17 protein-coding genes and 1 tRNA gene are annotated in these 23,947 nt (G+C 72.3%); 9 read left to right on the top strand and 9 right to left on the bottom strand.

The annotated features are described in order from the left end of the window. The 4 genes from OG875_RS18925 to OG875_RS18910 form a co-directional block, all read right to left on the bottom strand. Positions 1–1,794, bottom strand: a complete 1,794-nt coding sequence (locus OG875_RS18925) for a BTAD domain-containing putative transcriptional regulator (RefSeq protein ID WP_330175407.1) — start codon at positions 1,792–1,794, stop codon at positions 1–3. 10 nt (positions 1,795–1,804) lie between these two features. After that, positions 1,805–2,053: a hypothetical protein gene (locus tag OG875_RS18920; protein WP_330175406.1), complete on the bottom strand. Its 249-nt coding sequence runs from the start codon at positions 2,051–2,053 to the stop codon at positions 1,805–1,807. A 231-nt stretch (positions 2,054–2,284) separates the two neighbouring features. Further along, the gene (locus tag OG875_RS18915; protein ID WP_330175405.1) at positions 2,285–4,861 is read right to left on the bottom strand and encodes an ABC transporter permease; all 2,577 of its coding nucleotides are present in this window, start codon (positions 4,859–4,861) and stop codon (positions 2,285–2,287) included. Continuing rightward, entirely contained in the window at positions 4,858–5,646 is a 789-nt protein-coding gene (locus tag OG875_RS18910) for an ABC transporter ATP-binding protein (protein ID WP_330175404.1), read from the bottom strand. Before OG875_RS18910 ends, OG875_RS18915 begins: the two co-directional genes overlap by 4 nt. Positions 5,647–6,542: 896 nt before the next feature. On the opposite strand from OG875_RS18910, the gene OG875_RS18905 reads away from it, so the two are divergent. After that, a complete protein-coding gene (locus tag OG875_RS18905; RefSeq protein ID WP_330177802.1) occupies positions 6,543–8,168 on the top strand; it encodes an MFS transporter in 1,626 nt (541 codons plus the stop codon). A 36-nt stretch (positions 8,169–8,204) separates the two neighbouring features. Here OG875_RS18905 and OG875_RS18900 read toward each other — a convergent pair whose 3' ends face one another. The 3 genes from OG875_RS18900 to OG875_RS18890 all read right to left on the bottom strand — a co-directional run bounded on the left by OG875_RS18900 (position 8,205) and on the right by OG875_RS18890 (position 12,878). Next, positions 8,205–9,161: a cellulose-binding protein gene (locus tag OG875_RS18900; protein WP_330175403.1), complete on the bottom strand. Its 957-nt coding sequence runs from the start codon at positions 9,159–9,161 to the stop codon at positions 8,205–8,207. 241 nt (positions 9,162–9,402) lie between these two features. After that, positions 9,403–11,895 carry an SUKH-4 family immunity protein gene (locus OG875_RS18895; protein WP_443079139.1) on the bottom strand — a complete coding sequence of 831 codons (2,493 nt, stop codon included), beginning with the start codon at positions 11,893–11,895 and terminating at the stop codon, positions 9,403–9,405. A gap of 5 nt (positions 11,896–11,900) precedes the next feature. Then, a complete protein-coding gene (locus tag OG875_RS18890) occupies positions 11,901–12,878 on the bottom strand; it encodes an SMI1/KNR4 family protein (protein WP_330175401.1) in 978 nt (325 codons plus the stop codon). Positions 12,879–13,307: 429 nt separating this feature from the next. Between OG875_RS18890 and OG875_RS18885 the strand changes: the two genes are divergently transcribed. Both OG875_RS18885 and OG875_RS18880 read left to right on the top strand, forming a co-directional pair. After that, on the top strand, positions 13,308–13,769 hold the full coding sequence (locus OG875_RS18885) for a YwqJ-related putative deaminase (RefSeq protein ID WP_330177801.1): 462 nt from the start codon (positions 13,308–13,310) through the stop codon (positions 13,767–13,769). Positions 13,770–13,776: 7 nt separating this feature from the next. Further along, positions 13,777–14,265 carry an SUKH-3 domain-containing protein gene (locus OG875_RS18880; RefSeq protein WP_330175400.1) on the top strand — a complete coding sequence of 163 codons (489 nt, stop codon included), beginning with the start codon at positions 13,777–13,779 and terminating at the stop codon, positions 14,263–14,265. Between the two features lie 73 nt (positions 14,266–14,338). Here the strand turns inward: OG875_RS18880 and OG875_RS18875 are convergent, their stop codons facing one another. Beyond that, on the bottom strand, positions 14,339–15,694 hold the full coding sequence (locus tag OG875_RS18875) for a sensor histidine kinase (RefSeq protein WP_330175399.1): 1,356 nt from the start codon (positions 15,692–15,694) through the stop codon (positions 14,339–14,341). Between the two features lie 199 nt (positions 15,695–15,893). Here OG875_RS18875 and OG875_RS18870 point away from each other — a divergent pair. From OG875_RS18870 to OG875_RS18845, 6 genes are all read left to right on the top strand, one after another. Continuing rightward, positions 15,894–15,964 (top strand) — tRNA-Gln (locus tag OG875_RS18870). Between the two features lie 118 nt (positions 15,965–16,082). After that, positions 16,083–17,531 carry a bifunctional UDP-N-acetylglucosamine diphosphorylase/glucosamine-1-phosphate N-acetyltransferase GlmU gene (glmU, locus tag OG875_RS18865; RefSeq protein ID WP_330175398.1) on the top strand — a complete coding sequence of 483 codons (1,449 nt, stop codon included), beginning with the start codon at positions 16,083–16,085 and terminating at the stop codon, positions 17,529–17,531. 110 nt (positions 17,532–17,641) lie between these two features. Continuing rightward, the gene (locus OG875_RS18860; protein WP_330175397.1) at positions 17,642–18,619 is read left to right on the top strand and encodes a ribose-phosphate diphosphokinase; all 978 of its coding nucleotides are present in this window, start codon (positions 17,642–17,644) and stop codon (positions 18,617–18,619) included. A 198-nt stretch (positions 18,620–18,817) separates the two neighbouring features. Beyond that, positions 18,818–19,408, top strand: a complete 591-nt coding sequence (locus tag OG875_RS18855) for a 50S ribosomal protein L25/general stress protein Ctc (RefSeq protein WP_330175396.1) — start codon at positions 18,818–18,820, stop codon at positions 19,406–19,408. A gap of 337 nt (positions 19,409–19,745) precedes the next feature. Continuing rightward, positions 19,746–20,342, top strand: a complete 597-nt coding sequence (pth, locus tag OG875_RS18850) for an aminoacyl-tRNA hydrolase (protein WP_330175395.1) — start codon at positions 19,746–19,748, stop codon at positions 20,340–20,342. A 108-nt stretch (positions 20,343–20,450) separates the two neighbouring features. Next, positions 20,451–20,921: a hypothetical protein gene (locus tag OG875_RS18845; protein WP_330175394.1), complete on the top strand. Its 471-nt coding sequence runs from the start codon at positions 20,451–20,453 to the stop codon at positions 20,919–20,921. Positions 20,922–21,116: 195 nt separating this feature from the next. On the opposite strand, the gene ppc is transcribed toward OG875_RS18845, so the two are convergent. After that, complete coding sequence (gene ppc, locus OG875_RS18840) at positions 21,117–23,813, bottom strand: phosphoenolpyruvate carboxylase (RefSeq protein ID WP_330177800.1); 2,697 nt, start codon at positions 23,811–23,813, stop codon at positions 21,117–21,119. Positions 23,814–23,947 lie beyond the last annotated feature (134 nt).

The following is a 23,947-nucleotide window of genomic DNA, read 5'->3' as shown; positions in this document are numbered from 1 at the left end:
TCACACCTTCTGTATCGGTCTGGATCGATACGGCGCGGTTCTGCGCGCGTACACACGGAGCAGTTCGTGCACCCGGTACGGGCCGGGCGGCCCTTCTTCCAGCAGTCCGGCGTCGGCGAGCCGGTCCAGGACGTCGTCCGCCTCGGCGGGGGACATCCCGAGCACCCGCACCCCGTCCTCGGCCGTGAAGTGGTCGGGAATCTGCGCGGCGACCTTCAGGAAGGCGTCGGCGAGCGGCGGTTCGAGCCGGTCGAGCGCCTCCCCCAGCACACGGTGCACGGACAGGTCGGGCGAGTCGGCGAGCGAGAGCCGGGCCAGCGGGTCCTCCGCCAGCCAGCTCAAGGAGTCGGCCAGCCGCAGCGCGGGCCGGGTGAGCAGCCGGGCCGACATGATGCGCAGGGCGAGTGGGTGGTGGCCGCAGGCGGCGGCGAGTCGGCGGGCCGCCTCCGGTTCCGCCCCGACGCGTTCGGTGCCGAGGACGGCGACCAGCAGCGCGTACGACTCCTCCTCGGTGAAGGTGCCCAGCCGCAGCACCCACCCGCCGTGGGTGGCGACGAGCCCGGCGAGGCCGCGCCGGCTGGTGACGATCGCCGCGCCGTCCGCGCCGGACGGGAGCAGCGGCCGTACCTGGTCGGCGTCGACCACGTCGTCCAGCACGAGCAGGGCCCGCTCGCCGGGTGCCTTCTCGCGCAGCACGGCCGCCACCTCGGCCGCCGCGTCGTCGGACCTGCGCGGCGTACCGTCCGGGCCGACCATCCGCACCAGGAACAGACCGGCCGGGAAACGGTCCCTGACCTGGTGGGCGAGGTGCCGGGCCAGCGCGGACTTCCCGATGCCGGGGGCGCCGGACACCAGGAGCGTGACGGGGTCGTGGCCGGGCGCGGTCAGCCGCTCCAGGAGCGCGGCGCTCTCGGCGGCGCGCCCGGTGAAGGAGTGGACGGCCGTGACCGGTTCCACCGTCGCCGCCGGGGCCACGGCGGGGGCGACGGTCTGCCGCTGTTCACCGCCGCCGGAGACGTACGCGGAGTCGCCGGGGCGCCGGTCGTCGGCCGGTCCCAGGTCCTCACCGCGCAGGATGGCCATCTCCAGCCGGCGCAGCGCGGGTGAGGGGTCCACCCCCAGCTCGTCGTGGAGATAGTCCTTGACCAGCCGGTACTCGGCGAGCGCCTCGGTCTGCCGGCCGGTGCGGTACAGGGCCTCGATGAGCTGCTCCCGGAACCGCTCGTGCCCGGGGTGGGCCCGGCTGGCGCTCCACAGCTCCACCAGCGCCTCGCCGCAGCGGCCGAGCCGCAGTTTGAGGTCGCAGGCCCGTTCCAGGGTGCGCAGCCGCTCCTCGACGAGCCGGGGGACTTCGTCGCGGTGCAGCACGTCGGAGCGTACGTTGGCCAGGACGGAGCCCTCCCACAGTGCCAACGCCCCTTTGAGGACGTGCAGTTCGCTCTCCGGGTCGGGGAGTTCGGCGGCCCGCCGCACCTCCTCGCGGAAACCGATCAGGTCGAGATGGCGGGGCCCGGCCGTGATCCGGTAACCGCCGGGCACGGCCTCGATCGGGGTCTCGGTGACGCCGTGCTTGGTGAACAGCCGGCGCAGCCGCAGCACACAGGTCTGGAGTGCCGCGCGGGAGGTGGCGGGCTGTTCCTCGCCCCACATCGTCCGCTGCAAGTAGTCCGCGGAGACGACCGAGTTGGCATGCAGAAGAAGTGAGGCGAGGAGAATGGTGGGTTTCGACGGCTGGAGGACGACGGTGTCGGAGCCGTCGGTGATGCTGAGCGGCCCGAGGAGCTGAAACCGCACGGACCGGTCCTCAGTCCCAGCCGTTGACGAGCTTGCAGACGGTCGGGATCTCGCCGGAGACCGGCGCGGAGGTGGTGGCGCCGTCCGTCTGACACAGGGTCAGCGGGTCGGGGGCCGGGGCGGGTTCGGGGTCGGCGGCGGAGGCGGCGCCCGCGGAGAGGGTCAGCGCGGCGGTGCAGAGACCAAGAGCGAGCGCGGTGCGCGCGGTACGCGAACGGACGCTGGTTTTCCCGGAGTTGCCGTGCGGGACACCGAACACAATTCCCCCTGTTGAATCGTTCCGTAGGACCGGTTCGCTTCCGGTGGGACGACCATGGCAGCGGGTGTCTCGAAATGGGGTGCGGGGGCGTGTCAGCTTGCTGCATCTACGCGCGCAGCTTGTTGTCAGCACCGCCCTGAACTGGGAGAACGCGATCGGCTCCGGCGGGTGCGAGACGCACCCACCGGAGCCGAAAACCTACGGTGATCCACCTGTCCCGAGCGGAAGGACTCAGTCCGTCGCGATGGCGTTCAGCACGTTCATCCGGCCGGCCCGGAAGGCCGGGACGAGCGCGGCGAACAGTCCCACGAAGGCCGAGGCCACGAACACCCCGGTGATGGTCGGCCACGGGATCTCCAGCACCCCCAGGCCCTCCAGCGCGAGGATCTTCTGCGCGGCGGTGCCCCAGCCCATGCCCAGACCGAGGCCGAGCAGCGCGCCGAAGAGGGCGATGACCACCGACTCCAGCCGGATCATGCGGCGCAGCTGACGGCGCGACAGGCCGATGGCCCGCAGCAGCCCGATCTCCCTGGTGCGCTCCACGACCGACAGCGCGAGGGTGTTCACCACGCCCAGCACCGCGACGATGATCGCGAGTCCGAGCAGCCCGTAGACGATGTTCAGCAGCTGGCCGATCTGGTCCTTCAGATCCTGCTTGAAGTCCGTCTGGTCCTGCACGCTGTACTGCGGGTACGGGGCGAGCGAGTCCTTGAGCGCCGCGTACGCCTCCTTCTCCTTGCCGTCCTCGGCCGCCGCGAACATCAGCAGGTTCTTCGGCATCAGGTCGGCCGGCAGATACCGCTCGACGGTGGAGAGGGCCACGTACATGGAGCCCTTGTCGATCGACACGTCGTCGGAGGTGATCGCCGCGAGGGTGAGTTGGGCGTTCTCACCGCCCTTGAACGCGACGGTCAGCTCGTCCCCGACCCTCAGCGCGTGCTCCTTGGCGAAGCCCTCGCCGACGGACATCGCGTCCTTGCCGTAGGCGGCGGACAGGTCGCCCGCGACGGTCTCCCGGCGCAGATCCTCCGCGTACGTCGGGTCGGCCGCCGTCAGGTCGTCGCCGGTGGTCGTGCCGTCGGGCAGGGTCAGCGTGGTCTCGATCTGCTTGTACTCGGTGACGTGCGCGATGTGGGGTGTCCCCTCCATCGCCTTCTGGGCCTGCGGGACGATCGGCTGGCCGGTGCCGGACTCGACGATGAAGTCGGCCCCGACCGTGCGGTCCAGTTCGTCCGTCGCGGAGGCGACCATGGACGAGCCGACCACCGACAGACAGGCCACCAGGGCCAGACCGATCATCAGGGCGGCGCCGGTGGCTCCGGTACGCCGCGGGTTGCGCAGCGCGTTGCGCTCGGCCAGCCGGCCGACCGGGCCGAAGCCCCGCAGCACGACCGCGCTCAGCACCCGGACGAAGAACCCGGCGAGCAGCGGCCCGACGACGACGAAGCCGAGAAGCGTCAGCACCACGCCCGCACCGAGGAACAGGGAGCCCTCGCTCGCCTTCCCGGACCCGGCGGCGGCCAGCAGCGCGGCGGTGCCCCCGGCGGTGAGAAGCACGCCGATCGTGCCCCGGACCCGTCCGGCGCGGCCGTCGGCCGGCGTACCGGCGTCCCGCAGCGCCGCCATCGGCGAGACCTTCCCGGCCCGGCGGGCCGGTATGTACGCGGCGAGCACGGTGACGATCACGCCGAGCGTCAGCCCGATCACCGGGGTCGTCCAGTTCACGGTGAGGTCCTGGGTGGACAGCTCCATGCCCATGGACGACATGAGTTCCATCAGGCCCACGGCCAGTCCGACGCCCGCGGCGACACCGGCGACCGAGCCGACGACACCGAGCAGCACGGCCTCCAGCAGCACCGAACGGTTGACCTGCTTGCGGCTGGAGCCGATGGCCCGCATCAGACCGATCTCGCGGGTCCGCTGGGCGACCAGCATGGAGAAGGTGTTGACGATGAGGAAGATGCCGACGAGGAAGGCGATCCCGGCGAAGCCGAGCATGGCGTACTTCATCACGTCGAGGAACGAGCCGACGCTGTCCTTGCCCGCGTCCGTCATCTCCTTCTGCGTCTGGAGCTTGTACGCGCCCCCGAGCGACCCCGCGAGGTCCGCCTTCAGCTCCGTGTCGCTCACCCCCTGCTCCGCCACCACGTTGATCTGCGTGAACAGGCCGGTCCCGCCGAGGAGTCCGCGCTGGGCGGTCGCGGTGTCGAAGTAGACGACGGCGGCGCCCGGGTTGGTCACCTTGAAGGTGGCGATGCCGACGATCTCCGCCCGGAGGTCACCGGTGACGGTGATGGTGCGCAGTTCCTCGCCCAGCGCCAGGCCGTGCTTGTCGGCGGTGTCGGCGTCGACCATGACCTCGGTGGGGCCCCGCGGGGCGTGCCCGGAGGTGATCTCCATCGAACGGAGGTCGTTGGCCGTCCAGTTGCCCGCGATGGTCGGGGCACCGGTGGTCGACCCCATGTTCTTGTTGTCGGAGTCGACCACCGTGACGCTCATGCTGCCGACCGCGCCCTCGGCGGACTTCACGCCCGGCGACTTCTCGACGCGCTCGACCAGGGAGGCGGGCAGCGCGGCCGGCTTGCCGGTCCCCGGCGGCATGTCGTCGGCCGCCGCCGCGCCCTTGGGGCTGACCGTGACGTCGGAGGACGTCGCGGCGAACAGCTTGTCGAACGTGGTGTTCATCGTGTCGGTGAAGACGAGGGTGCCCGAGACGAAGGCCACCGACAGCAGGACGGCGACGGCGGAGAGCGCCATGCGGCCCTTGTGCGCGAGGAAGTTGCGCAGGGAGGTCTTGAGGACGGTCACGACGTCCGCCCGCGTGCGTCGAAGTTCTTCATCCGGTCGAGGACCTGCTCGGCGGTCGGGTCGCGCATCTCGTCGACGATCCGGCCGTCCGCGAGGTAGAGCACCCGGTCCGCGTACGAGGCGGCGACCGGGTCGTGGGTGACCATCACCATGGTCTGCCCCAGGTCGTCCACCGAGGTCCGCAGGAAGGTCAGCACCTCGGCGCCGGCCCGCGAGTCCAGGTTTCCGGTCGGCTCGTCACCGAAGATGATCTCGGGCCGGGCGGCCAGCGCGCGGGCCACGGCCACCCGCTGCTGCTGCCCGCCGGAGAGCTGGGTGGGCCGGTGCTTGAGCCGGTCGGCCAGACCGACGGTCTCCACGACCCGCCGGAGCCATTCGCGGTCGGGCTTGCGGCCCGCGATGTCCATGGGAAGCGTGATGTTCTCCAGGGCGTTCAGGGTCGGCAGCAGGTTGTACGCCTGGAAGATGAAGCCGATCCGGTCCCTGCGCAGCTGGGTGAGCTTCTTGTCCTTGAGCTTGGTGATCTCGGTCTCGTCGAGGTGGATCTCCCCCGAGGTCACGGTGTCGAGCCCGGCGAGGCAGTGCATCAGCGTCGACTTGCCGGAGCCGGACGGGCCCATGATCGCGGTGAACTGCCCCCGGGCGATGTCCACGTCGACATGGTCGAGCGCGAGAATCCGGGTCTCCCCGGAGCCGTACGCCTTGACGACCTGGCGTGCCCGCGCGGCGACGGCCAAGCGCCCTCCCGTGCCCCCATGCGTGGGGATGGTCATAGCCGTTGTCACGGTAAGTCTCCTAAGTCCGTTGAAATTCAGGCGTCGTGAGGCACGGTGCGCGCCTCGCGCGAAGCTGTGGTGGTTGGTTGTGCGGTGGTGGCAGGTGGTGCGGTGATCCGGCGTACGGTGACGCGGGTCGCGGGTGGCGCGGTCGTACGTGGTCGGTGGTGTGTCCGTGGTGCGGTCGTGCGTGGTCCGAGGTGCGGTCGTACGTGGTCGGTGGTGCTGCCCGGCCGGCGTACGGTCCTTCGCGGCGTCCGGCCCGGCGTACGGTCCGGTCCGGGCGGCGCAGGTCCGATTCTGGTCGCCCCGGGCCCTCCGGCGCGCTGGGGAAAGGCAGACACTTCCCCTCTGGTTTGCCTCGGGATTTCCTGGTGGTAGCCCCCCTCGGACCCCCGCTCCCCCGCACCGCCCGGCCCCCCCGACCGGCCCCCCGCGGTGTAGGACAAACGTAAGGAACGCGCCCCCTTCTTCTCGTCCTCCACGGGGACGAGCCGGCCCTGGCCGGAAGTAGGGAGACACCCCTAGGGTCTGTCGTCCGGATCAGGCCGGATCGGTGAGCGCCCGCCGCGTCGGCGGCCGATGTCACGTCGGTGCCGTGGATCGTGACGGCGGAGGAGGGAGGCACGGCGGAGGCCGTGCCTCCCTCCTCCGCCGTCAACGGCGGTGGGGCGTGGTGCCGGGGCACGCGAGCCCGGCTAGATCCAAACGACAGGCGCCGAGGGCTCTCCGCCTCAGGAGGGAGGGCGCGTGAGGGTCGCCGGCCGGGGCCGTCCCGCGCCCTGCCGTGCCCCGGGGGCCGGGTGAGAGGGTGTCCACGGGAGATACCTGCATAGGGAAGGAATCCTGTGACCGGCCCCACCACCCCACCGGAGCCCCGCCGCGGTCCCGTCGTCGCCGCCCTGATGCTCGGCATGGCGCTCGCCGCGCTCGACGGCACGGTCCTCGCCACCGCCGTCCCGCAGATCGTCGGGGACCTCGGTGGCTTCTCCGTCTTCTCCTGGCTGTTCTCGGGCTATCTGCTCGCCGCGACCGTGACGCTCCCGGTGTACGGCAAACTCTCCGACACCTTCGGCCGCAAACCGGTGCTGATCGCGGGCATCGTGCTGTTCCTCGTCGGCTCGGTGCTCTGCGCCACGGCGTGGAGCATGGTGTCCCTGATCGCCTTCCGCGTCGTCCAGGGTCTGGGCGGCGGCGCGATACAGGGCACCGTGCAGACCATCGCCGCCGACCTCTACCCACTGAAGGAACGCCCCAAGATCCAGGCCAAGTTGTCCACCGTCTGGGCCACGTCCGCCGTCGCGGGGCCCGCGCTGGGCGGACTGCTCGCGGGGTACGCGGACTGGCGCTGGATCTTCGTGGTCAATCTGCCGGTGGGCCTGCTCGCCCTGTACCTCGTCGTCCGCCACCTGCACGAGCCCGGCCGGACCGCGCCGGGCCGGGAGCGCGCCACGCGGCCCGCCGTCCAGGGCCGGGGCCGTACGGAATCCCGCACCCCCGCCCGTACGCGACCCTCCGCCCCGGCCCGGACCCGGCCCCGGACCCGGATCGACTGGGCCGGGGCGCTCACCGTCTTCGCCACCGGCACCCTCCTGGTGACCGCCCTCGTCCAGGGCGGCGTCGCCTGGCCCTGGCTCTCCGCCCCGTCACTCGCGCTCCTCGCGGGCGCCGTCCTGCTCGCCGGCCTCACGTTCCTCGTCGAGCGGCGCGCGGCCGAGCCGATCATCCCCGGCTGGGTCTGGCGCCGCCGCCCCGTCGTCGCCGTCAACCTGGCGCTGGGCGCGTTCGGTCTGCTGATGATCGCCCCGACCGTCTATCTGCCCACGTACGCCCAGACGGTCCTCGGTGCCGGCCCCGTGGCCGCCGGCTTCGTCCTCTCCGCGATGACCCTGACCTGGCCGATCAGCGCGGCCCTCTGCGACCGCGTCTACAACCGGATCGGCTTCCGGCGCACCGCCATCACCGGCATGTCCTGCGCGCTGCTGGTCCTGCTGGCCTTCCCGCTGCTGCCCTTCCCCGGCCAGGCGTGGCAGCCCGCACTGCTGATGCTGCTGCTCGGCGGGGCACTCGGACTGTTCCAACTGCCGCTGATCATCGCCGTCCAGGGGACCGTCGGCTGGGCGGAGCGCGGTACGGCGACCGCGTCGATCCTGTTCTGCCGTCAGCTCGGCCAGAGCGTGGGCGCCGCGCTGTTCGGCGCCCTGGCCAACGGCGTCCTGACCGGCCGGCTCGCCGGCGCGCCCGGCGCGGATCTCCCCCGCGACCTGGACTCCGTCGCCCACGCCCTGGGCGACCCGGGCGCCCTCACCGACCGCGCGGCGGACTTCCTGCGCCACGCGGTGGACTCGGCGGTCGACGCCGTGTTCCTGGGCGCGGCGGGGGCGGCCGTGCTCTGTCTCCTGGTGCTGCTGTTCGTGGCGCCGCGCCGTTTCCCGGTCCACCAGGACCCCGCGCCGGAACCGGCCCCTCCGGCGCCACCCGTACGGCGGCCGGCCCCGCACCCGGCCCCTCCCGAAGACGCCGCCTCCTGAAGAGGGTTCACCGCCTCCGCGTCCTCCTGAAGAGGCTCAGTCCCGGGTCCCGTTCACGGTGCCGGTCCCGGTCCCGGTCTCCGGCTCGTCCTCCCGGTCCGGTTCCGGGGGCATCCGGCCCGTCAGCGCCGCCAGGCTGTTGCGGACGTGCGTCATCCGCGCCCGTACCTCGTCACGGGCCTCGTCGTGCTCCCGCAGGACCCGCTCCGTCTCCCGTACGGTGCGCTCCTCGTCGGCCCGCGCCCGCGCGATCAGTTCCTCCGCGCGCGCCGCCGCTTCCTCCCGGATGCGCCGGGCGTTCTCCTCGCCCTCCGCGAACAGGCGTCTGGCCTCCGCCAGCCGGGAGTCCGAGCGGCTCTCCAGCTCCGACTCGCGCGCCACCGTCCGCGCCTCGGCCTCCGCGATGGCCCGGGTCGCGGCGGCCAGCCGCTGCGCGTGCTCCCGCGCCAGTTCGGTGAGCAGTTCCTCGGCCCGCCGGCGTATCCCGTCGAAACGGGCCAGCGCCGCCGCCCTTATCTCCTCGGTCTCCTGGCGCGCGGCCGTCCGCCGCTCGTCGGCCGCCGCCCGCGCCTCCGCCACGACCCGGGTCGCCTCCGCGTCCGCGTCGGCCGTGACCTCCTCCGCGACCGCGCGGGCCGCCTCGCGCACCCGGCGGGCCTCACCGTCCGCCGCCTCGCGCAGCGCCAGTTCCTCCTCCCGCACCGCCGCGCGGGCCTCTTCCGCCTCCTCGACGGCCAGCGCGAGGATCCGCTGGGCGCGCCTGCCCAGCGACTCGTACGTCTGCTCCGGCATCTCCTCGACCTGCCGGCGCAGCACCTCCGCCTCGGCCCGCAGCCGCTCCGCGAGATCGGCCAGCGCGCGCTCCCGCGCCTCGGCGTCCTCGTGGTCGCTCAGCAGTTCCGTGAGCCGCCGGTCCACCTGCTCACGCCGGTAACCGCGGCCCCAGGCCGAAACGGAGTCGAAGCCGTGCGCCGATGCCCGTGCGGCAGCCATCCCCTGAAGCCCCTCTCCGACCTACGGTGTGAGCCGGACGTCCCCGCGCAACGCCTCACCCGTTCATCCTGCTCAAGGATGCGGCATGTGACGCCGCACACCTGTTTCCGCTTCCGCGCCGAGGGCCCGGCCGACGTGATCCGGCCATCTCCCCACACGGGTACGGCGGAGGCGCCCCCTCGTTCGCCCGGGGGGCGCCTCGCGCCGTGGTGATACGCGCCGGCGCTTCAGCGCCGTACGGTCAGAGCAGTCCGTCCCACATCTGCTCCAGCAGCACCGACCACCAGCTCTCCGGCGACGACAGCGCCGCCGGGTCGACGGCCGCGAGCTGTGCCTGGAAATCGACGGTCCAACGGCCTGCCTGTTCCGGATTCAGTCCGAAACGCAGCCGCCACATACGCCCCAGCAGGGCCATCGAGCGGGTGAATTCCGGCAGACCGGTGTTGACGAACTGCGGCGGGACCGTCTGCCCGCCCGGACCCGTCTCCACCGACACGGCCATGATGTGCGCCGTGCCGTACTGGACACAGATGGCCCGCCCGAAGTCGCTGCCCACCACCAGGTACGAGCCCGCGTCCGCCGCCGGCCGCACCTGCCGCTGCGCGGCCAGCTCGGCCAGCGTCGGCACCACCGGCTGGGGCGGCTGCGCCCAGAAGAACGGACCGAAGTCGGCAGGCAGCCCCGCCCACACGAGCGTCCGCGCGACGATCTCCGGCACCCCCTGACGGGACACCGCCCGCTGGTCGAACCGGCACAGGCCCTGCGGCCCGAACGCGCCCGCCAGCTCCTGCGCGATCGCCTCCGGCGGGACCGGCTGCGCGGGCGGCACCTGCGGCAGCGGGGCCCGTACCGGCGCCGGACGCGCCGGACCGTCCGCGACCTGGTGCAGCTCGCCCTGGTGGGTCAGCAGATGCCGCATGCCCTGCTGGCGGCTGGCGTGGTCCCGGCCGTAGGGGGCGACGCTGGTGATCCGCACCTGCGGCCAGGTCTCGCGGATCATGCGCGCGCAGTAACCGCCGGGCAGTTCGCAGGACTCCAGCTCGGTGTGGAGTTCGAGCACCTGCTGCGGCGGCACGTTCATGGCGCGCAGTTCGTGCAGGATCTGCCACTCCGGATGCGGGGTACCGGGCGCCGAGCGGCGGATCAGCTGGGCCTCGGAGCCGTCGGGCGCGCGGTAGCGGAGCACGGCCTGGTAGCCGGGCCCGACCGTGGGCGCGCCGGTCTGCCGCGGGTAGCCGTACGCACCCGGCGGGGCGGCCGGGGGCGCGCCGGGAGGACCCGGAGGGCCGGGCGGCGGACCGGGTACGGGGCCGGGCCCGGCCAGCATCGTCGCGGCGTGGTGGACCCCACCGGGCGGCGGCATACCGGGAACACCGGGCGGACCCGGAGGACCCGGCGGCATACCGGGTCCGGGTACGGGACCGGGCCCGGCCAGCATCGTCGCCTCGTGGTGCGCCCCACCGGGCGGGGGCGTACCGGGAGGACCAGGAGGGGCCGGCGGACCGGGCGGGCCGGGATGGCCGCCCTGGCTCGGGCCGGCCAGCATCGTCGCGGCGTGGTGGACCCCACCGGGCGGCGGCATACCGGGAACACCGGGCGGGCCGGGAAGACCCGGCGGCGTGCCCGGAGCACCGGGCGGACCCGGCGGCGGCGGAACACCCGCACCGCCCATGCCACCCGCACCACCGGAACCGGCCTGCGGGGCGAGCTGCGTCGGCTGGTACCCGTCGGCCGGCACCCCGGCGCCACCCGTACCGGACCCCCGGCCCGTCGGAGGAGCGGGCGGCGGACCGGGCGGGCCCGGCGGCTGAGGCGGCTGAGGCGGACCCGACAAGCCGCCGCGCGGCGGCGTCACCCCGCCCGGACCCGCCGGAGCACCCTCACCCGGTACGCCGGAACCACCGGACGACGGCGAACCCACGCCGAGCCCCGGCGCGAAGGACGTACGCGGCAGCTGACTGCCCCCCGACATCAGCGCCGTCGGCGCCTCGGCCGCCAGCCCCGGCGGCGGAGTGTCGTCGTCGTCCGCCCCGGACAGCGGCGGCGCGAAGACCGTCGCCGGAAGCCCCACGGAACCGTCGTCGTTGGCGGCGTTGGTGTCCGTACCGGCCCAGGGCGTGGCGTCCGCCGCCGGGACCGGCACCGGACCGTGGTCACCGCTGCGGTCGGCGTCCGGCCACGGCGAACTGCTGCTCTGCGACGCCGAGACGACCGGGGCCGAGGCGGCCGGGCCCGAGGCGGCCGGGCCCGAGGCCACCGGGGCGGCACCCTGCCCGTACCCGCCGCCACCGCCGGAGGACCCCGTGCCCGCGCCCGCGCCGGAACCACCGGCCGTGCCCGCACCCGCGTCCGGCGACCCCGGGACACCCATCCGGTCCGCCGCCTCCTGCAACCACTCCGGCGGTGTCAGCAGGAACGACGTCTGATGCAGATCGATCCGCTGCGGCGCCCGCGCCGGCTCCGCCGCCTGCGCCCGCGCCCCGTACTCCTCCTCGTACCGCCGGATCACCTCACCCACCGGCAGCGCCGGCCACAGCGTCGCCTCACCGCTGTCCCTCGCGATGACCAGCCGCTGCGCCCCGCCGTCCGACCGCGGACCGTCCTCCCGGTCCTCCGCCCACACCACGAACCCCAGCTCGAACTCCCGCACCCGCACCTCACGGTGCTGATACGCGGGCATCTCGCCGTTGACCCACTCGTCCGCGCGCTCCTGCGCCTGAGCGAAGGTCACCATCGCGCTCATCCCTCCACCGGGACGGCGCGGGCGAAGCCACCGTCCACCATCAGGTTCGCCACCGTGTCCAGCTCCGGCGGACTGCCCGCCAGCCTCATGAGGAAGGCGTCGAAGTCGTCACCGCAGGGCAGCAGCAGCCGCTCCACCCGCTCCCGCACACTCAGCCCGTCACGGTCGCGCGCGTCGTCGTACGCGCAGAACCACACCGAACCGTGCCGCTCCCCGCGCACCTTCACCGCCAGGATGCCGCCCTGGACGAACGCCACGCCCAGATAGTCCTTGGTCAGATGGTCCCGCAGACACTTGTTGACATACAGCAGGTCGTTGACCGCCGCCTCCTCACGCACGGTGAAGAACGGCTGATCCACCAGCAGCCCCAGCTCCGGGTCCAGCGCGGCGCCCACCGGGGCGCAACCGCCCGCCGCCTTGAGGAAGGTGCGGTACGCGCCGGGCAGCCGGTACCCGAGATCCTCCTCCACCCCGAGCAACTGCTGCTCGGACACCGACACCTCGCCCTTCGGCAGCCCGAAGTGCGCCGGCCGCGTCTCCTGAAGAGGACGCGTCCCGCGCTTGTCGTGATCCACCGCCGTCGTCGCCAGCCCGCCGTGGTGCCGCAGCAGTGCCTTGACCTCCACCGGTACGAGCAGCAGCCGGCGCGACCGGGGGGCGTGATGCCAGGTCCAGCCGTGCGGGGTGGCCACCGCGGGGATCGTGTCCCACAGCTCGTGGCCCTCGGCGTGCAGCGCGGCGTTCGCGGACACGTAGTCGGTCAGCCGCAGTTCGTCAACGCCGAAGCCCTCCGGCGGCTCGGCGATCTCGGCGGCGGCGCGCGCGTACGGCGAGAAGTCCGGGAAGCCGTCGCCGTCCACCGGCACACCCCTGGGGTGGCGGGAGGCCCGGACCGGGTCCGGGAAATGCACGACCTGCCCGGCATAGGCCGCGTTCGGTGGCGCGGCTTGCTGCCCGAGCCGACCTGTCGTCATGACGGATGCCCCCTGCTGGCTTCTGACTTGTTCGAGACAGCCTATGCCGTGAGGCAACAGGGGACGCCGCCCCTCCGGGACACCGCCGGACCGCTCCGAACCACCCGTTCGGGTACCGGTGACAACCGGTCACCGCAGGTCACACAGGAGCGACACCACCCCCTGATACCGCCCCGGCTTCCCCACGACGTGTCACATTTGGCAGGCTGTCCCCCGCAACTCTGGGGATTGCGTGGGGATTCCGTAGGGAGGGACAGCGCTTTGCACACAGCACAACAGGACACATCGGGAGATCCGCGCCTCGATGCGCGCGACCACTCGGGAAGACCGGCGGGACGCCCCGCCACGGACACCGCCGGCCGCCCGGCCGCGCACGCCGATCCGCGGACCGGCGGCGCCCAGGCCCGCGAACCCGCCGGGGACCCGCGCCTGAGCTGGAGCAGCACCGAACCGCACCGCCCGCCACCGCTCCGGCAGCGCCGTGACGGCATCCTGCCCGCCGTCGCCGCCGCGCTCTCCGTACGTGGGGAAAATCTCACCTGCACCGCCGGGAAGGCCGACCAGCCGCCCGCCCTGCACGCCCTCGTCCAGGACTTCCTGGACACGCTCACCAGCGGCCAGCGGGAACGGTTCACCGGCCGCTGCCCCGAAGCCATACTGCTCTCCCGGCACCTCACCGCCGTCGAGGGCGCCCGCTCCAAGCGGGCCCAGCGCAAGCCCCTCACCCACGGCGAGGCCCGCCGCTCCCTCAAGCACGGCAAACTCACCGCACGCCGCATCCGGGAGGACGGCGACCCGCTGCACGGCAGTTACGCGCCACCCTGCCGCTCCTGCACGGCGATGCTCGCCCACTTCGGCGTACGCCCCGTCGACCCGACGCAGAAGGGCTGAACGACCCGTGCCCGACCTCACCACCACCCGCTTCCCGGTCGCCGTCGACGTCGCCCTGCGCGACGCCGGCTGGCGGCCGGGGCGCTGGGACATGCGACAGGCCGAGGAATGGGCGGACACCCTGCGCGCCCACATCACCCCCGCCGGGCACGTGCACGCCGTGTTCCCGGCCGTGGTCGAGATCTGGGCGGAGTTCGGCGGACTCTCCGTGACCGGACCCGAACCGGGCCGCCAGATCGCCCCGACCACCGTACGGTTCGACCCCCTGGCCGGCATCCACCTCGCCCGCACCCTCGGCGACCTCGGACGCTCCCTCGACACGGAGATCAGCCCCATCGGCGAGGAGGGCGACGCCCAGGCCGTCCTGGCCGTCGACGCCTCCGGACGCGTCTACTCCATCGACCACACCGGCGACTGGTACCTCGGCCCGCACATCGACCACGCGCTGGCGGCACTGGTCACGGGCGCGCAGCCGCAGCGCCTCACGTCGGACTGACCCGCGCGCACGCCTCCTGAAAGAGGGCGGCACACCACGTACGTACGCACACCCCCGCCGGACCCGCGCCCCGCTACGCCGCGACCGCCCCGTGCGGCAGCACCGCCGACACCCGGAAACCGCCCGCGTCCGTCTCCCCCGACACGAACACCCCGCCCAGCGCGTGCACCCGCTCCCGCATCCCCACCAGCCCGTTGCCGCCGCTCGGCAGCCCCGCGTCCGCCACACCCTGCGCCGGCCCGTTCTCCACCTGCATGGCCACCTCGGCCTCGCGATGCGCCAGCCGCACCATCACCTTCGCGCCCACCGCGTGCTTGTGCACGTTCGTCAGCGCCTCCTGGACGACCCGGTACGCGGTCTGCTCCACCTCCGGCGCGTACAGCCGCGACTCCCCCTGCACCGCCAGCTCCACGACCATGCCCGCGTCCCGCGACTGACCCACCAGCGTCTCGATGTCTTCCATGCCCGGCCCCGGCCCCGCCGCCGCCGCGGCTGCCGCGGCGGCTGCCGCCGCCACACCCACCGAGGCCAACGGGACCGTCGCCCGGCCCGCGCCCGCGTCGCGCCCCGCGTCGACCGCCTTGCGCGCCGCCTGCTGCTCGCCGGCGCGCAGCACGCCCAGCATCTCGCGCAGCTCCGTCAGTGCCTGCCGCCCCATGTCGCCCACCAGCGCGGCGTTCTTCACCGCCTTCTGGGGATCCTTCAACGCCACGGCCTGCAACGCGGCGGCGTGCACCACCATCAGACTCACCCGGTGCGCCACCACGTCGTGCATCTCCCGCGCGATCCGCGTCCGCTCCTCCGTGCGCGCCCACTCCGCCCGCTGCTCGGCCCGGTCGGCCAGCAGCGACAGCTCCTGCTCCAGGCTGTCCGCCCGCTCCCGCAGGCTCTCCATGAGCCGCCGCCGGGCGCCCACGTACAGACCGAGCAGCACGGGCGGCGCCGTCAGGGCCAGCGCCATGAAGACGGCTATCAGCGAGATGTACCAGGGCGTCGACGCCGCCAGCTCCGTCCCCATGACGTCCTGCCGCGTCCGTACGAAGGCCACGATCAGCGTCCCGACCATCGCCATCCCGGCCAGCGCGCCGATGATCCGGCGGGGCGCGTCGGAGGCGGCCAGCGTGTACAGCCCCACCACGCTCAGCAGCGCGCCCACCTCGGCGGGCGTCACCGCCACGGAGACCAGCACGACGGCCATCGGCCACCGCCGCCGCAACAGCAGCACGGACCCGACCAGCACCCCGAAGACGACCCCCACGGCCACCGGCAGCTGCGCGCTGCCCGCGAACCGCACTCCCTCGAACGCGCACTCCAGGGCCGACAACCCGGCCAGCCCCACATCCAGTACGGCACCGCGCCGCCGCTTCCACCACCAGAACCCGCGGGCGGTCGAACCCTCGGCTTCCTGATGCACCCCCGTAGTGGTCATGCGTCCAGCCTACGGGCGCCCGCGAGTCAATTTCCGGCGACTGCGACCAGCGCGCGGACGGCCCGGTCGCGGACCGGTGAACCGACCTGAGAACGGAGGCGGGAACCGAGCCGTTCCGTCGCGTCGGAGGCCGGTGGTGCGGCATAGTAGGGGCTGCGCTTTCGCCCACTCCGGAAAAGCGGACATCGCTGGCGAACCATCCCGGATCGTCTAAGGGCAGGACAAATGGTTTTGGTCCATTGAATGAGGGTTCGAATCCTTCTCCGGGAGCCGCGCGGTTCGGGTCCTGACCTCCTCGGTCAGGACCCGCCTTCGTTTCCGCCCGGAAACACCCCGGTATCCTGCGGATGTACGTCACGCCAAGCACCCGAAGCCGAAGGGCAATCCCGTGAGCGCCAATCGCCCGGCCGCCGTCGTCGTTCTCGCAGCGGGTGAAGGCACCCGTATGAAGTCGAGGACGCCCAAGGTTCTGCACGAGATCAGCGGGCGCTCGCTCGTCGGTCATGTCGTCTCCGCCGCGCGGGAGCTGGAGCCGGAGCATCTCGTGGTCGTCGTCGGGCACGCGCGGGAGCTGGTGGAGGGTCATCTGACCGCCTCGTACGGCGGAGTGCGCACCGCGTTCCAGGCGGAGCAGAACGGCACCGGGCACGCCGTCCGGACCGCGCTGGAGGAGCTGGGGCAGACCCCGGACGGGACCGTCGTCGTCGTGTGCGGCGACACCCCCCTGCTGTCCGGTACGACACTGGCCGCGCTCACCGCGCGGCACGCCGAGGACGGCAACGCCGTCACGGTGCTCAGCGCCGAGGTCCCGGACGCGACCGGGTACGGGCGGATCGTGCGGGACGGGGCGACCGGCGCCGTCACCGGGATCGTGGAGCACAAGGACGCGACGGACGAGCAGCGCGCGGTGCGGGAGATCAACTCCGGGGTGTTCGCGTTCGACGGCGCGCTGCTCGCGGACGCGCTCGGCAAGGTCCGTACGGACAACAGCCAGGGCGAGGAGTATCTGACCGACGTCCTCGGCATCCTGCGCGAGGCCGGGCACCGCGTCGGCGCCTCGGTCGCGGCCGACCACCGAGAGATCCTGGGTATCAACAACCGCGTCCAGCTCGCGGAGGCCCGCCGGCTGCTCAACGCGCGGCTGCTGGAGCGGGCGATGACCGCCGGGGTCACGGTCGTGGACCCGGCCTCGGTGCTGATCGACGTGACGGTGACGTACGAGCCGGACGCGGTCGTGCACCCGGGTACGCAACTGCTGGGCGCCACGCATCTGTCGGAGGGTTCCGAGGTGGGCCCCAACTCCCGGCTGACGGGCGTGACGGTCGGCGCGGGCGCCCGGGTCGACAACTCGGTTGCCGTGGACTCGGAGGTGGGCGAGGGTGCCTCGGTGGGCCCGTACGCGTACTTGCGTCCCGGCACGAAGCTCGGCGTGAAGGCGAAGGCCGGCACGTTCGTGGAGATGAAGAAGGCGACGATCGGCGACGGTTCGAAGGTGCCGCACCTGAGTTACGTGGGTGACGCGACGATCGGCGAACAGACGAACATCGGCGCTGCCAGCGTGTTCGTGAACTACGACGGGGAGTCGAAGCACCACACGACGATCGGTTCACACTGCAAGACGGGTTCGGACAACATGTTTGTGGCGCCGGTCACTGTCGGGGACGGTGCCTACACCGCCGCCGGGTCGGTCATCACGAAGGACGTCCCGTCGGGCTCGCTGGCCGTGGCGCGGGGCCAGCAGCGGAATATCGAGGGTTGGGTGGCCCGTAAGCGACCCGGCAGCGCCGCCGCGCAGGCCGCCGCCGCCGCTGCCGAAGCACTCGCGGTCGAAAGCTGACCGGAAAGAGGCGTCCTTTCGGGCGCGTACCGTGCTAAGTGCTCACGTTCGGCTGGCTCGCAGGGACACGCGGGTGCAGCAGCAATCAACACGTCTGAGGAGACTGTGCTGTGACCGGGATCAAGACGACCGGCGAGAAGAAGCTGATGCTCTTCTCCGGCCGCGCACACCCCGAGCTGGCCGAGGCGGTCGCCCACACACTCGGTGTCGGGATAGTGCCGACCAAGGCCTTCGACTTCGCCAACGGTGAGATCTACGTGCGCTATCAGGAGTCGGCCCGCGGTGCGGACTGCTTCCTGATCCAGAGCCATACCGCTCCGATCAACAAGTGGGTCATGGAGCAGCTGATCATGATCGACGCGCTGAAGCGGGCCTCCGCGCGGAGCATCACCGTGATCGTGCCCTTCTACGGATACGCCCGCCAGGACAAGAAGCACCGTGGGCGGGAGCCGATTTCGGCCCGTCTCATCGCGGACCTGATGAAGACGGCCGGCGCGCACCGCATCCTGACCGTGGATCTTCACACGGACCAGATCCAGGGCTTCTTCGACGGCCCGGTGGACCATCTGTTCGCGCTGCCGATCCTGGCGGACTACGTGGCGACGAAGGTCGACCGGACCAAGCTGACGGTGGTCTCGCCGGACGCCGGACGCGTGCGGGTCGCGGACCGCTGGTGCGACCGGCTGGACGCGCCCCTGGCGATCGTGCACAAGCGCCGGGACAAGGACGTGGCCAACGAGGTCACGGTGCACGAGGTCGTGGGCAACGTCGAGGGCCGGGTCTGTGTGCTGGTCGACGACATGATCGACACGGGTGGCACGATCTGCGCCGCCGCCGAGGCGCTGTTCGCGCACGGCGCCGAGGATGTCATCGTGACGGCGACGCACGGTGTGCTGTCGGGTCCGGCCGGGGACCGGCTGAAGAACTCGAAGGTGAGCGAGTTCATCTTCACGGACACGCTTCCCGACCCGGGCAATCTGGAGATGGACAAGATCACGGTGCTGTCGATCGCGCCGACGATCGCCCGCGCGGTGCGTGAGGTCTTCGAGGACGGTTCGGTGACGAGCCTCTTCGACGAGCAGGCGTAACGGCCCCCGGAGACGGGGTCTTCGTAGATCGATTTCTGAGGCGGCCTTCCCGCCGGGTAAGCTCGTGGAGTTGCTCGGCGAGGGAGGCCGCTTTCATCTGCGGCTGTCCGTTATCGACGCGCTCTTCGTAGCAGGCTGTCGTGGCCGGGTGACCAGTAGTCCATCGTCACCGACGCGTCATCCACGAGGAGTGCAGCCATGGCTGAGGTCAAGATCGCCGCTGAAGTCCGGTCCGAGTTCGGCAAGGGCGCCGCCCGCCGTACCCGCCGTGAGAACAAGGTTCCCGCGGTCATCTACGGTCACGGCGCCGACCCGGTCCACGTGACTCTGCCGGGCCACGACCTGATGATGGCTCTCAAGACGGCGAACGCCCTGCTGAGCATCGACATCGAGGGCCGCAAGGAGCTCGTCATCCCCAAGGCCGTCCAGCGTGACGCCCTGCGGGGTCACATCAAGCACGTCGACCTGCTGGCGGTCAAGCGCGGCGAGAAGGTCTCGGTCGAGGTCGCGGTGCACACCGAGGGCGAGCTGGCGCCGGGTCCGTTCCTGCTGGAGAACGTGCTCAGCACGCTCACCGTCGAGGCCGAGGCCACGCACATCCCCGAGTCCGTGACGGTCTCCGTCGAGGGCCTGGAGGCCGGTGCCTCGATCCTCGCGAAGGACGTTCCGCTGCCCGACGGCACGACGCTGGTGACCGACGAGGAAGCGGTCGTCATCCAGGTGCTGGCCGCGCAGGCGGAGGAGCCGGCCGCGGACGACGCCGCGGACGAGGCCGCCGGCGACGCCTGAGTTCCGGCCGCCCGGGTTCCACGGGGATCCGGACCGCCGGTCGGCGAGGGGCCGGACCGGATCATGGGTCCGGCCGGGGTGTTCCGAGCGGATTCCGTACGGGTTCCGCTCGGACTCGTACGGCCTTCCGGACCGGCTCCCGTACGACGTCCGTACGGGGTGCCGCACGGACATCCGTACGGATTCGGCGCCGACCGACCGCGGTACGACCGCCGTACGACACTGTCCTACGACCGGCACTGTCTGTCGTACGGCCCTGAGAAACGCTTTGCCCGACGGGGTGGCGGGCCGGTGCCCGTCACCCCGTTCTTCTTCGTCCTGAGGAGACACAGCGCAGATGACGACCGATGCGACCGCCCCGTGGCTGATCGTGGGCCTGGGCAATCCCGGCCCCGACTACGCGGCCAATCGCCACAACGTCGGTTTCATGGTGGCCGATCTTCTCGCGGGCCGGATCGGCGGCTCGTTCAAGCGCGCGCCGAAGGCCCAGGCGCAGGTGCTGGAGGGCCGGGTGGGGCCCATGGGGCCGGGGAGCCGGCGTGTGGTGCTGGCGAAGCCGCTGTCGTACATGAATCTGTCCGGCGGTCCGGTCACCGCGCTGCGGGACTTCTACAAGGTGCCGACGGCGAACATCCTGGCGATTCATGACGAGTTGGACATCGACTACGGCACCCTGCGGCTCAAGCTGGGCGGCGGCGACAACGGCCACAATGGCCTGAAATCGATGACGAAGTCGATGGGCCCCGACTACCACCGGGTCCGGTTCGGGATCGGCCGGCCGCCGGGGCGGATGCAGGTGGCCGACTTCGTACTGAAGGACTTCTCCTCGGTGGAGCGCAAGGAACTGGACTTCTTCGTGGACCGCGCGGCCGATGCCGTGGAGTCCCTGGTGACGGAGGGGCTGGAGCGGGCGCAGGGCGCGTACAACTCCTGACAACAGCGCATATGGTCCGCGAAAACCCAGGTGCCCGGCGGCCCCTCAACCACCATTCCCCGGGGACAAGTTGACCTGCCGCGTCCGGATGGCCAAGGATCGCGGTCCATGAAGCCGAGCTCGTCGCAACTGGCCCTGTCGGTGGGGCGCCGTGCCGCCATGGCGTGCGTCGCCGCGCTGTTGCTGGCCGGCGGTTTCTGGACGTCGTGGGACACGGCGCAGCATGTGCTGCTGTCCAAAGGCCGTGAGCACGGCACGCTGTCGGTCGCCGAGTGCGGTGAGACGGTGTGCAGGGGGACGTACGACGCCGAGGGGCCGCCCGCGCCGCGTGCCGGGACGCCCATAGAGCGGTCGGTGGCGGTGAAGAAGGGCGGGGCGTACGAGGTGGTGCGCAAGCCCGGTACCGAGGAGTTGGTGCGCGCGGGCTCGTCCGGCGCGCTGCTCGCGTGGGTGCCGCTCGGCGGGGCGCTGTTGCTTGCGGCGCCGGTGGTCGGCGGCGGGCTGCGGCTGACGCGTACGGCGTGGGTGACGGCGCTCGCGGGCGCGGCGCTGCTGCTGGGAGCGTTCTTCGCGCTCTGAGGCCGGGGCTTTCGGGCGCACCGGCCTCGCGCACCGGAAACCGGCCCCCCACTCGCGCACACCGGAAACCACCCCGACTCCCGCGCACCGGACGGCGATCCGTCCGGCGCGCGAGGTCGGCGTACGAGGGCCCGCGTGCGAGGCCCGGCACGCGAGAGTCACACGAGGGCACCCACGCGGGAAGAACGCCCCGCCTCAGCCGGTGTTGCGCAGTCCCGCCGCGACACCGTTCACCGTCAGCAGCAGTGCCCGCGCGAGCAGCGGGTCCGGTGCCTCCTCGCGGGCCGCCGCCGCGCGCTGGCGCGCGAGGAGCGAGACCTGGAGGTAGGAGATCGGGTCGAGATAGGCGTCGCGGATGGCGAAGGTCTGCCGCAGCACCGGGTTGGAGCCCAGCAGTTCCTCGTTGCCGGTGATCCGCAGGACTTCGCGGACCGTGAGGGCGTGTTCGGCCTCGATGGCGGTGAAGACGTGCTTCAGCTCGTCGGGCACGAGGGTGTCGACGTAGTGCCGGGCGATGCGCAGATCGGTCTTGGCGAGTGTCATCTCCACGTTGGACAGGAAGTTCTGGAAGAAGTGCCAGTGCTCGTGCATCTCGTCCAGGACCGGGTCGAGACCCGATTCGCGCAGCGCCTTGAGCCCGGAGCCGACCCCGTACCAGCCGGGCACGATCTGCCGGGACTGGGTCCAGCCGAAGACCCACGGGATGGCGCGCAGCCCGTCGAGTCCGGCGCCGGAGTCCGGGCGCCGGGAGGGGCGTGAGCCGAGGTGCAGGTCGGCGAGCTGGTCGACGGGCGTGGCGGCGAAGAAGTACGCGGGGAGGTCCGGGTCCTCGACCAGGGTACGGTACGCCTGGTGGGCCGCGTCCGAGACGGTGTCCATCGCGGCGTCCCAGCGAGCCAGTGCCTCGTCGGACTGGCGGGGCGCGGTGTGCAGGGCGGACGCCTGGAGGGTGGCGGCGACGGTGAGTTCCAGGTTCTCCCTGGCGAGGGCCGGGATCAGGTACTTGTCGGAGATGACCTCGCCCTGCTCGGTCACCTTGATCTCGCCCTCCAGCGTGCCCCAGGGCTGGGCGAGGATCGCGTCGTGCGAGGGGCCGCCGCCGCGGCCGACGGTGCCGCCGCGGCCGTGGAAGAGGCGGAGCCGTACGCCGTAGCGGTGGGCGACGTCGCGCAGCCGGCGCTGGGCGCGGTGGATCTCCCACTGGCTGGTGGTGATGCCGCCGAACTTGGAGGAGTCGGAGTAGCCGAGCATCACTTCCTGGACGTCGCCGCGCAGGGAGACCAGGCGCCGGTAGGAGGGGTCGGCGAGCATCTCGTCGAGGATGATGTCGGCGGCGCGCAGTTCGTCGGTGGTCTCCAGCAGCGGCACGATGCCGATCTTGGCCCAGCCGGCGTGCAGGTCGATCAGTCCGGCCTCGCGGGCGAGGACGGCGGCGGCGAAGACGTCGTCGGCCCCCTGGCACATGGAGATGATGTAGGACTCGATGACTTCGGGGCCGAAGCGTTCGAACGCCTGCTTGACGGTGTGGAAGACGCCGAGGGTCTTCTCGCCGGCCGCGTCGAGGGGCGCCGGGGTGGGGGCGAGGGGGCGGCGGGAGCGCAGCTCCTTGGCGAGCAGCTTCTGCCGGTAGTCGCGGGGCATGTCCGCGTACCGCCAGGACTCCTCCCCCAGCCGGTCGAAGAGCTGGCCGAGCGCGTGGTGGTGGGCGTCGGCGTGCTCGCGTACGTCCATCGTGGCGAGCTGGAGCCCGAACGCGGCGAGGGTGCGGATGGTGCGGTCCATGCGGCCGTCGGCGAAGAGTCCGCCGCGGTGGGCGCGCAGGGAGGTCTGGATGAGGGTGAGGTCGTCCAGGAGCTGGGCGGTGCCGAGGTAGTCGCGGCCGGGGGTGTGGGCGGTGCCTCTGGCCAGGCGTTCGCGGGTGTTGACGAGCTTCTGGCGGATGCAGGTGGCCTTGAGGCGGTACGGCTCCTCCGCGTTGAGGCGCTTGTAGCGGGGGCTGATCTCGGGGAGCCGGTCGAGGTCGGTGGCGAGCGAGTCCAGGAGTTCCTGGGTGGCGCCGGCGTACCGGATGGAGTTGGAGAGCTGGCCGCGCAGCTGGTCGATCAGTTCCAGCGCGTCGGTGATGCCGTGCTCGTGCTGGAGGATCAGCACGTCCCAGGTGACGGTGGGGGTGACGTTGGGGTTGCCGTCCCGGTCGCCGCCGATCCAGGTGCCGAAGCTGAGGGGGCGGGTGCCGGGCGGCAGTTCGACGCCGACGCGTTCGAGCTCGGCGACGAGGTCCTCCAGGACGTCGCCGACGGCCTCGGCGTGGAGTTCGTCGAGGTAGTAGATGGCGTTGCGGGCCTCGTCGGCGGGCTCGGGCCGGACGACGCGCAGTTCGTCGGTCTGCCAGATCAGGTCGATGGACTCGGCGAGCCGCAGGTCGTGGCGGCGCCGGTCGGTGGCGATGACGGGCTGTTCGAGCAGTTCGGCGATGCGGCGGAGCTTGTTCAGCACGGAGCGGCGTGCGGCCTCGGTGGGGTGCGCGGTGAAGACGGGGCGCACGCTGAGGTTCTTGACGGTGGCGCGCAGATGCTCGGGGTCGGCGTCCTTGAGGCGGTCGGCGGTACGGGCGATGAGCCCGCCCTCGGCCTCCCGGCGCTGGCGCATCTCGCGGCCCCGGTGGACCTGTTCGGTGACGTTGGCGAGGTGGAAGTAGGTGGAGAAGGCGCGTACGAGCTTGGCGGCGGTCTCCAGGTCGGTGTCGCCGAGCAGCGCGGCGGCGGCTTCGCCGTCCTCACGGGTGAGGGCGCGGACGCGCTCGACGAGGTCGAGGAGTTCGGGGCCCTCCTGGCGTACGAGCGTCTCGCCGAGGAGGTCGCCGAGCCGGCGGATGTCGGAGCGCAGCTCCACGTTCGAGTCCGGGTCGTTGACGTGCGGGTCGGCGGCGTGGGACTCGGCGGCGGGCGGCCCGGTGACGGGGTCGGTGGTCGGCCGGTGGGCCGTCGGAGTCTGGTCGGCACTGCTCACAGGTGCGGCTCCTTGCA

It is taken from the genome of Streptomyces sp. NBC_01498 (assembly GCF_036327775.1).
GTDB lineage: Bacteria > Actinomycetota > Actinomycetes > Streptomycetales > Streptomycetaceae > Streptomyces.
Note: the sequence above shows the minus strand (reverse complement) of the source record. Positions and strands in the feature narration are given on the sequence as shown.

What these genes read in the sequence shown, in the direction of transcription:
- OG875_RS18905 (WP_330177802.1), top strand. Translation starts at nt 6,543, where the DNA reads ATGCTCGGCATGGCGCTCGCCGCGCTCGACGGCACGGTCCTCGCCACC.
- OG875_RS18900 (WP_330175403.1), bottom strand. Translation starts at nt 9,161, where the DNA reads ATGGCTGCCGCACGGGCATCGGCGCACGGCTTCGACTCCGTTTCGGCC.
- OG875_RS18895 (WP_443079139.1), bottom strand. Translation starts at nt 11,895, where the DNA reads ATGGTGACCTTCGCTCAGGCGCAGGAGCGCGCGGACGAGTGGGTCAAC.
- OG875_RS18890 (WP_330175401.1), bottom strand. Translation starts at nt 12,878, where the DNA reads ATGACGACAGGTCGGCTCGGGCAGCAAGCCGCGCCACCGAACGCGGCC.
- OG875_RS18875 (WP_330175399.1), bottom strand. Translation starts at nt 15,694, where the DNA reads ATGACCACTACGGGGGTGCATCAGGAAGCCGAGGGTTCGACCGCCCGC.
- OG875_RS18855 (WP_330175396.1), top strand. Translation starts at nt 18,818, where the DNA reads ATGGCTGAGGTCAAGATCGCCGCTGAAGTCCGGTCCGAGTTCGGCAAG.
- pth (WP_330175395.1), top strand. Translation starts at nt 19,746, where the DNA reads ATGACGACCGATGCGACCGCCCCGTGGCTGATCGTGGGCCTGGGCAAT.
- OG875_RS18845 (WP_330175394.1), top strand. Translation starts at nt 20,451, where the DNA reads ATGAAGCCGAGCTCGTCGCAACTGGCCCTGTCGGTGGGGCGCCGTGCC.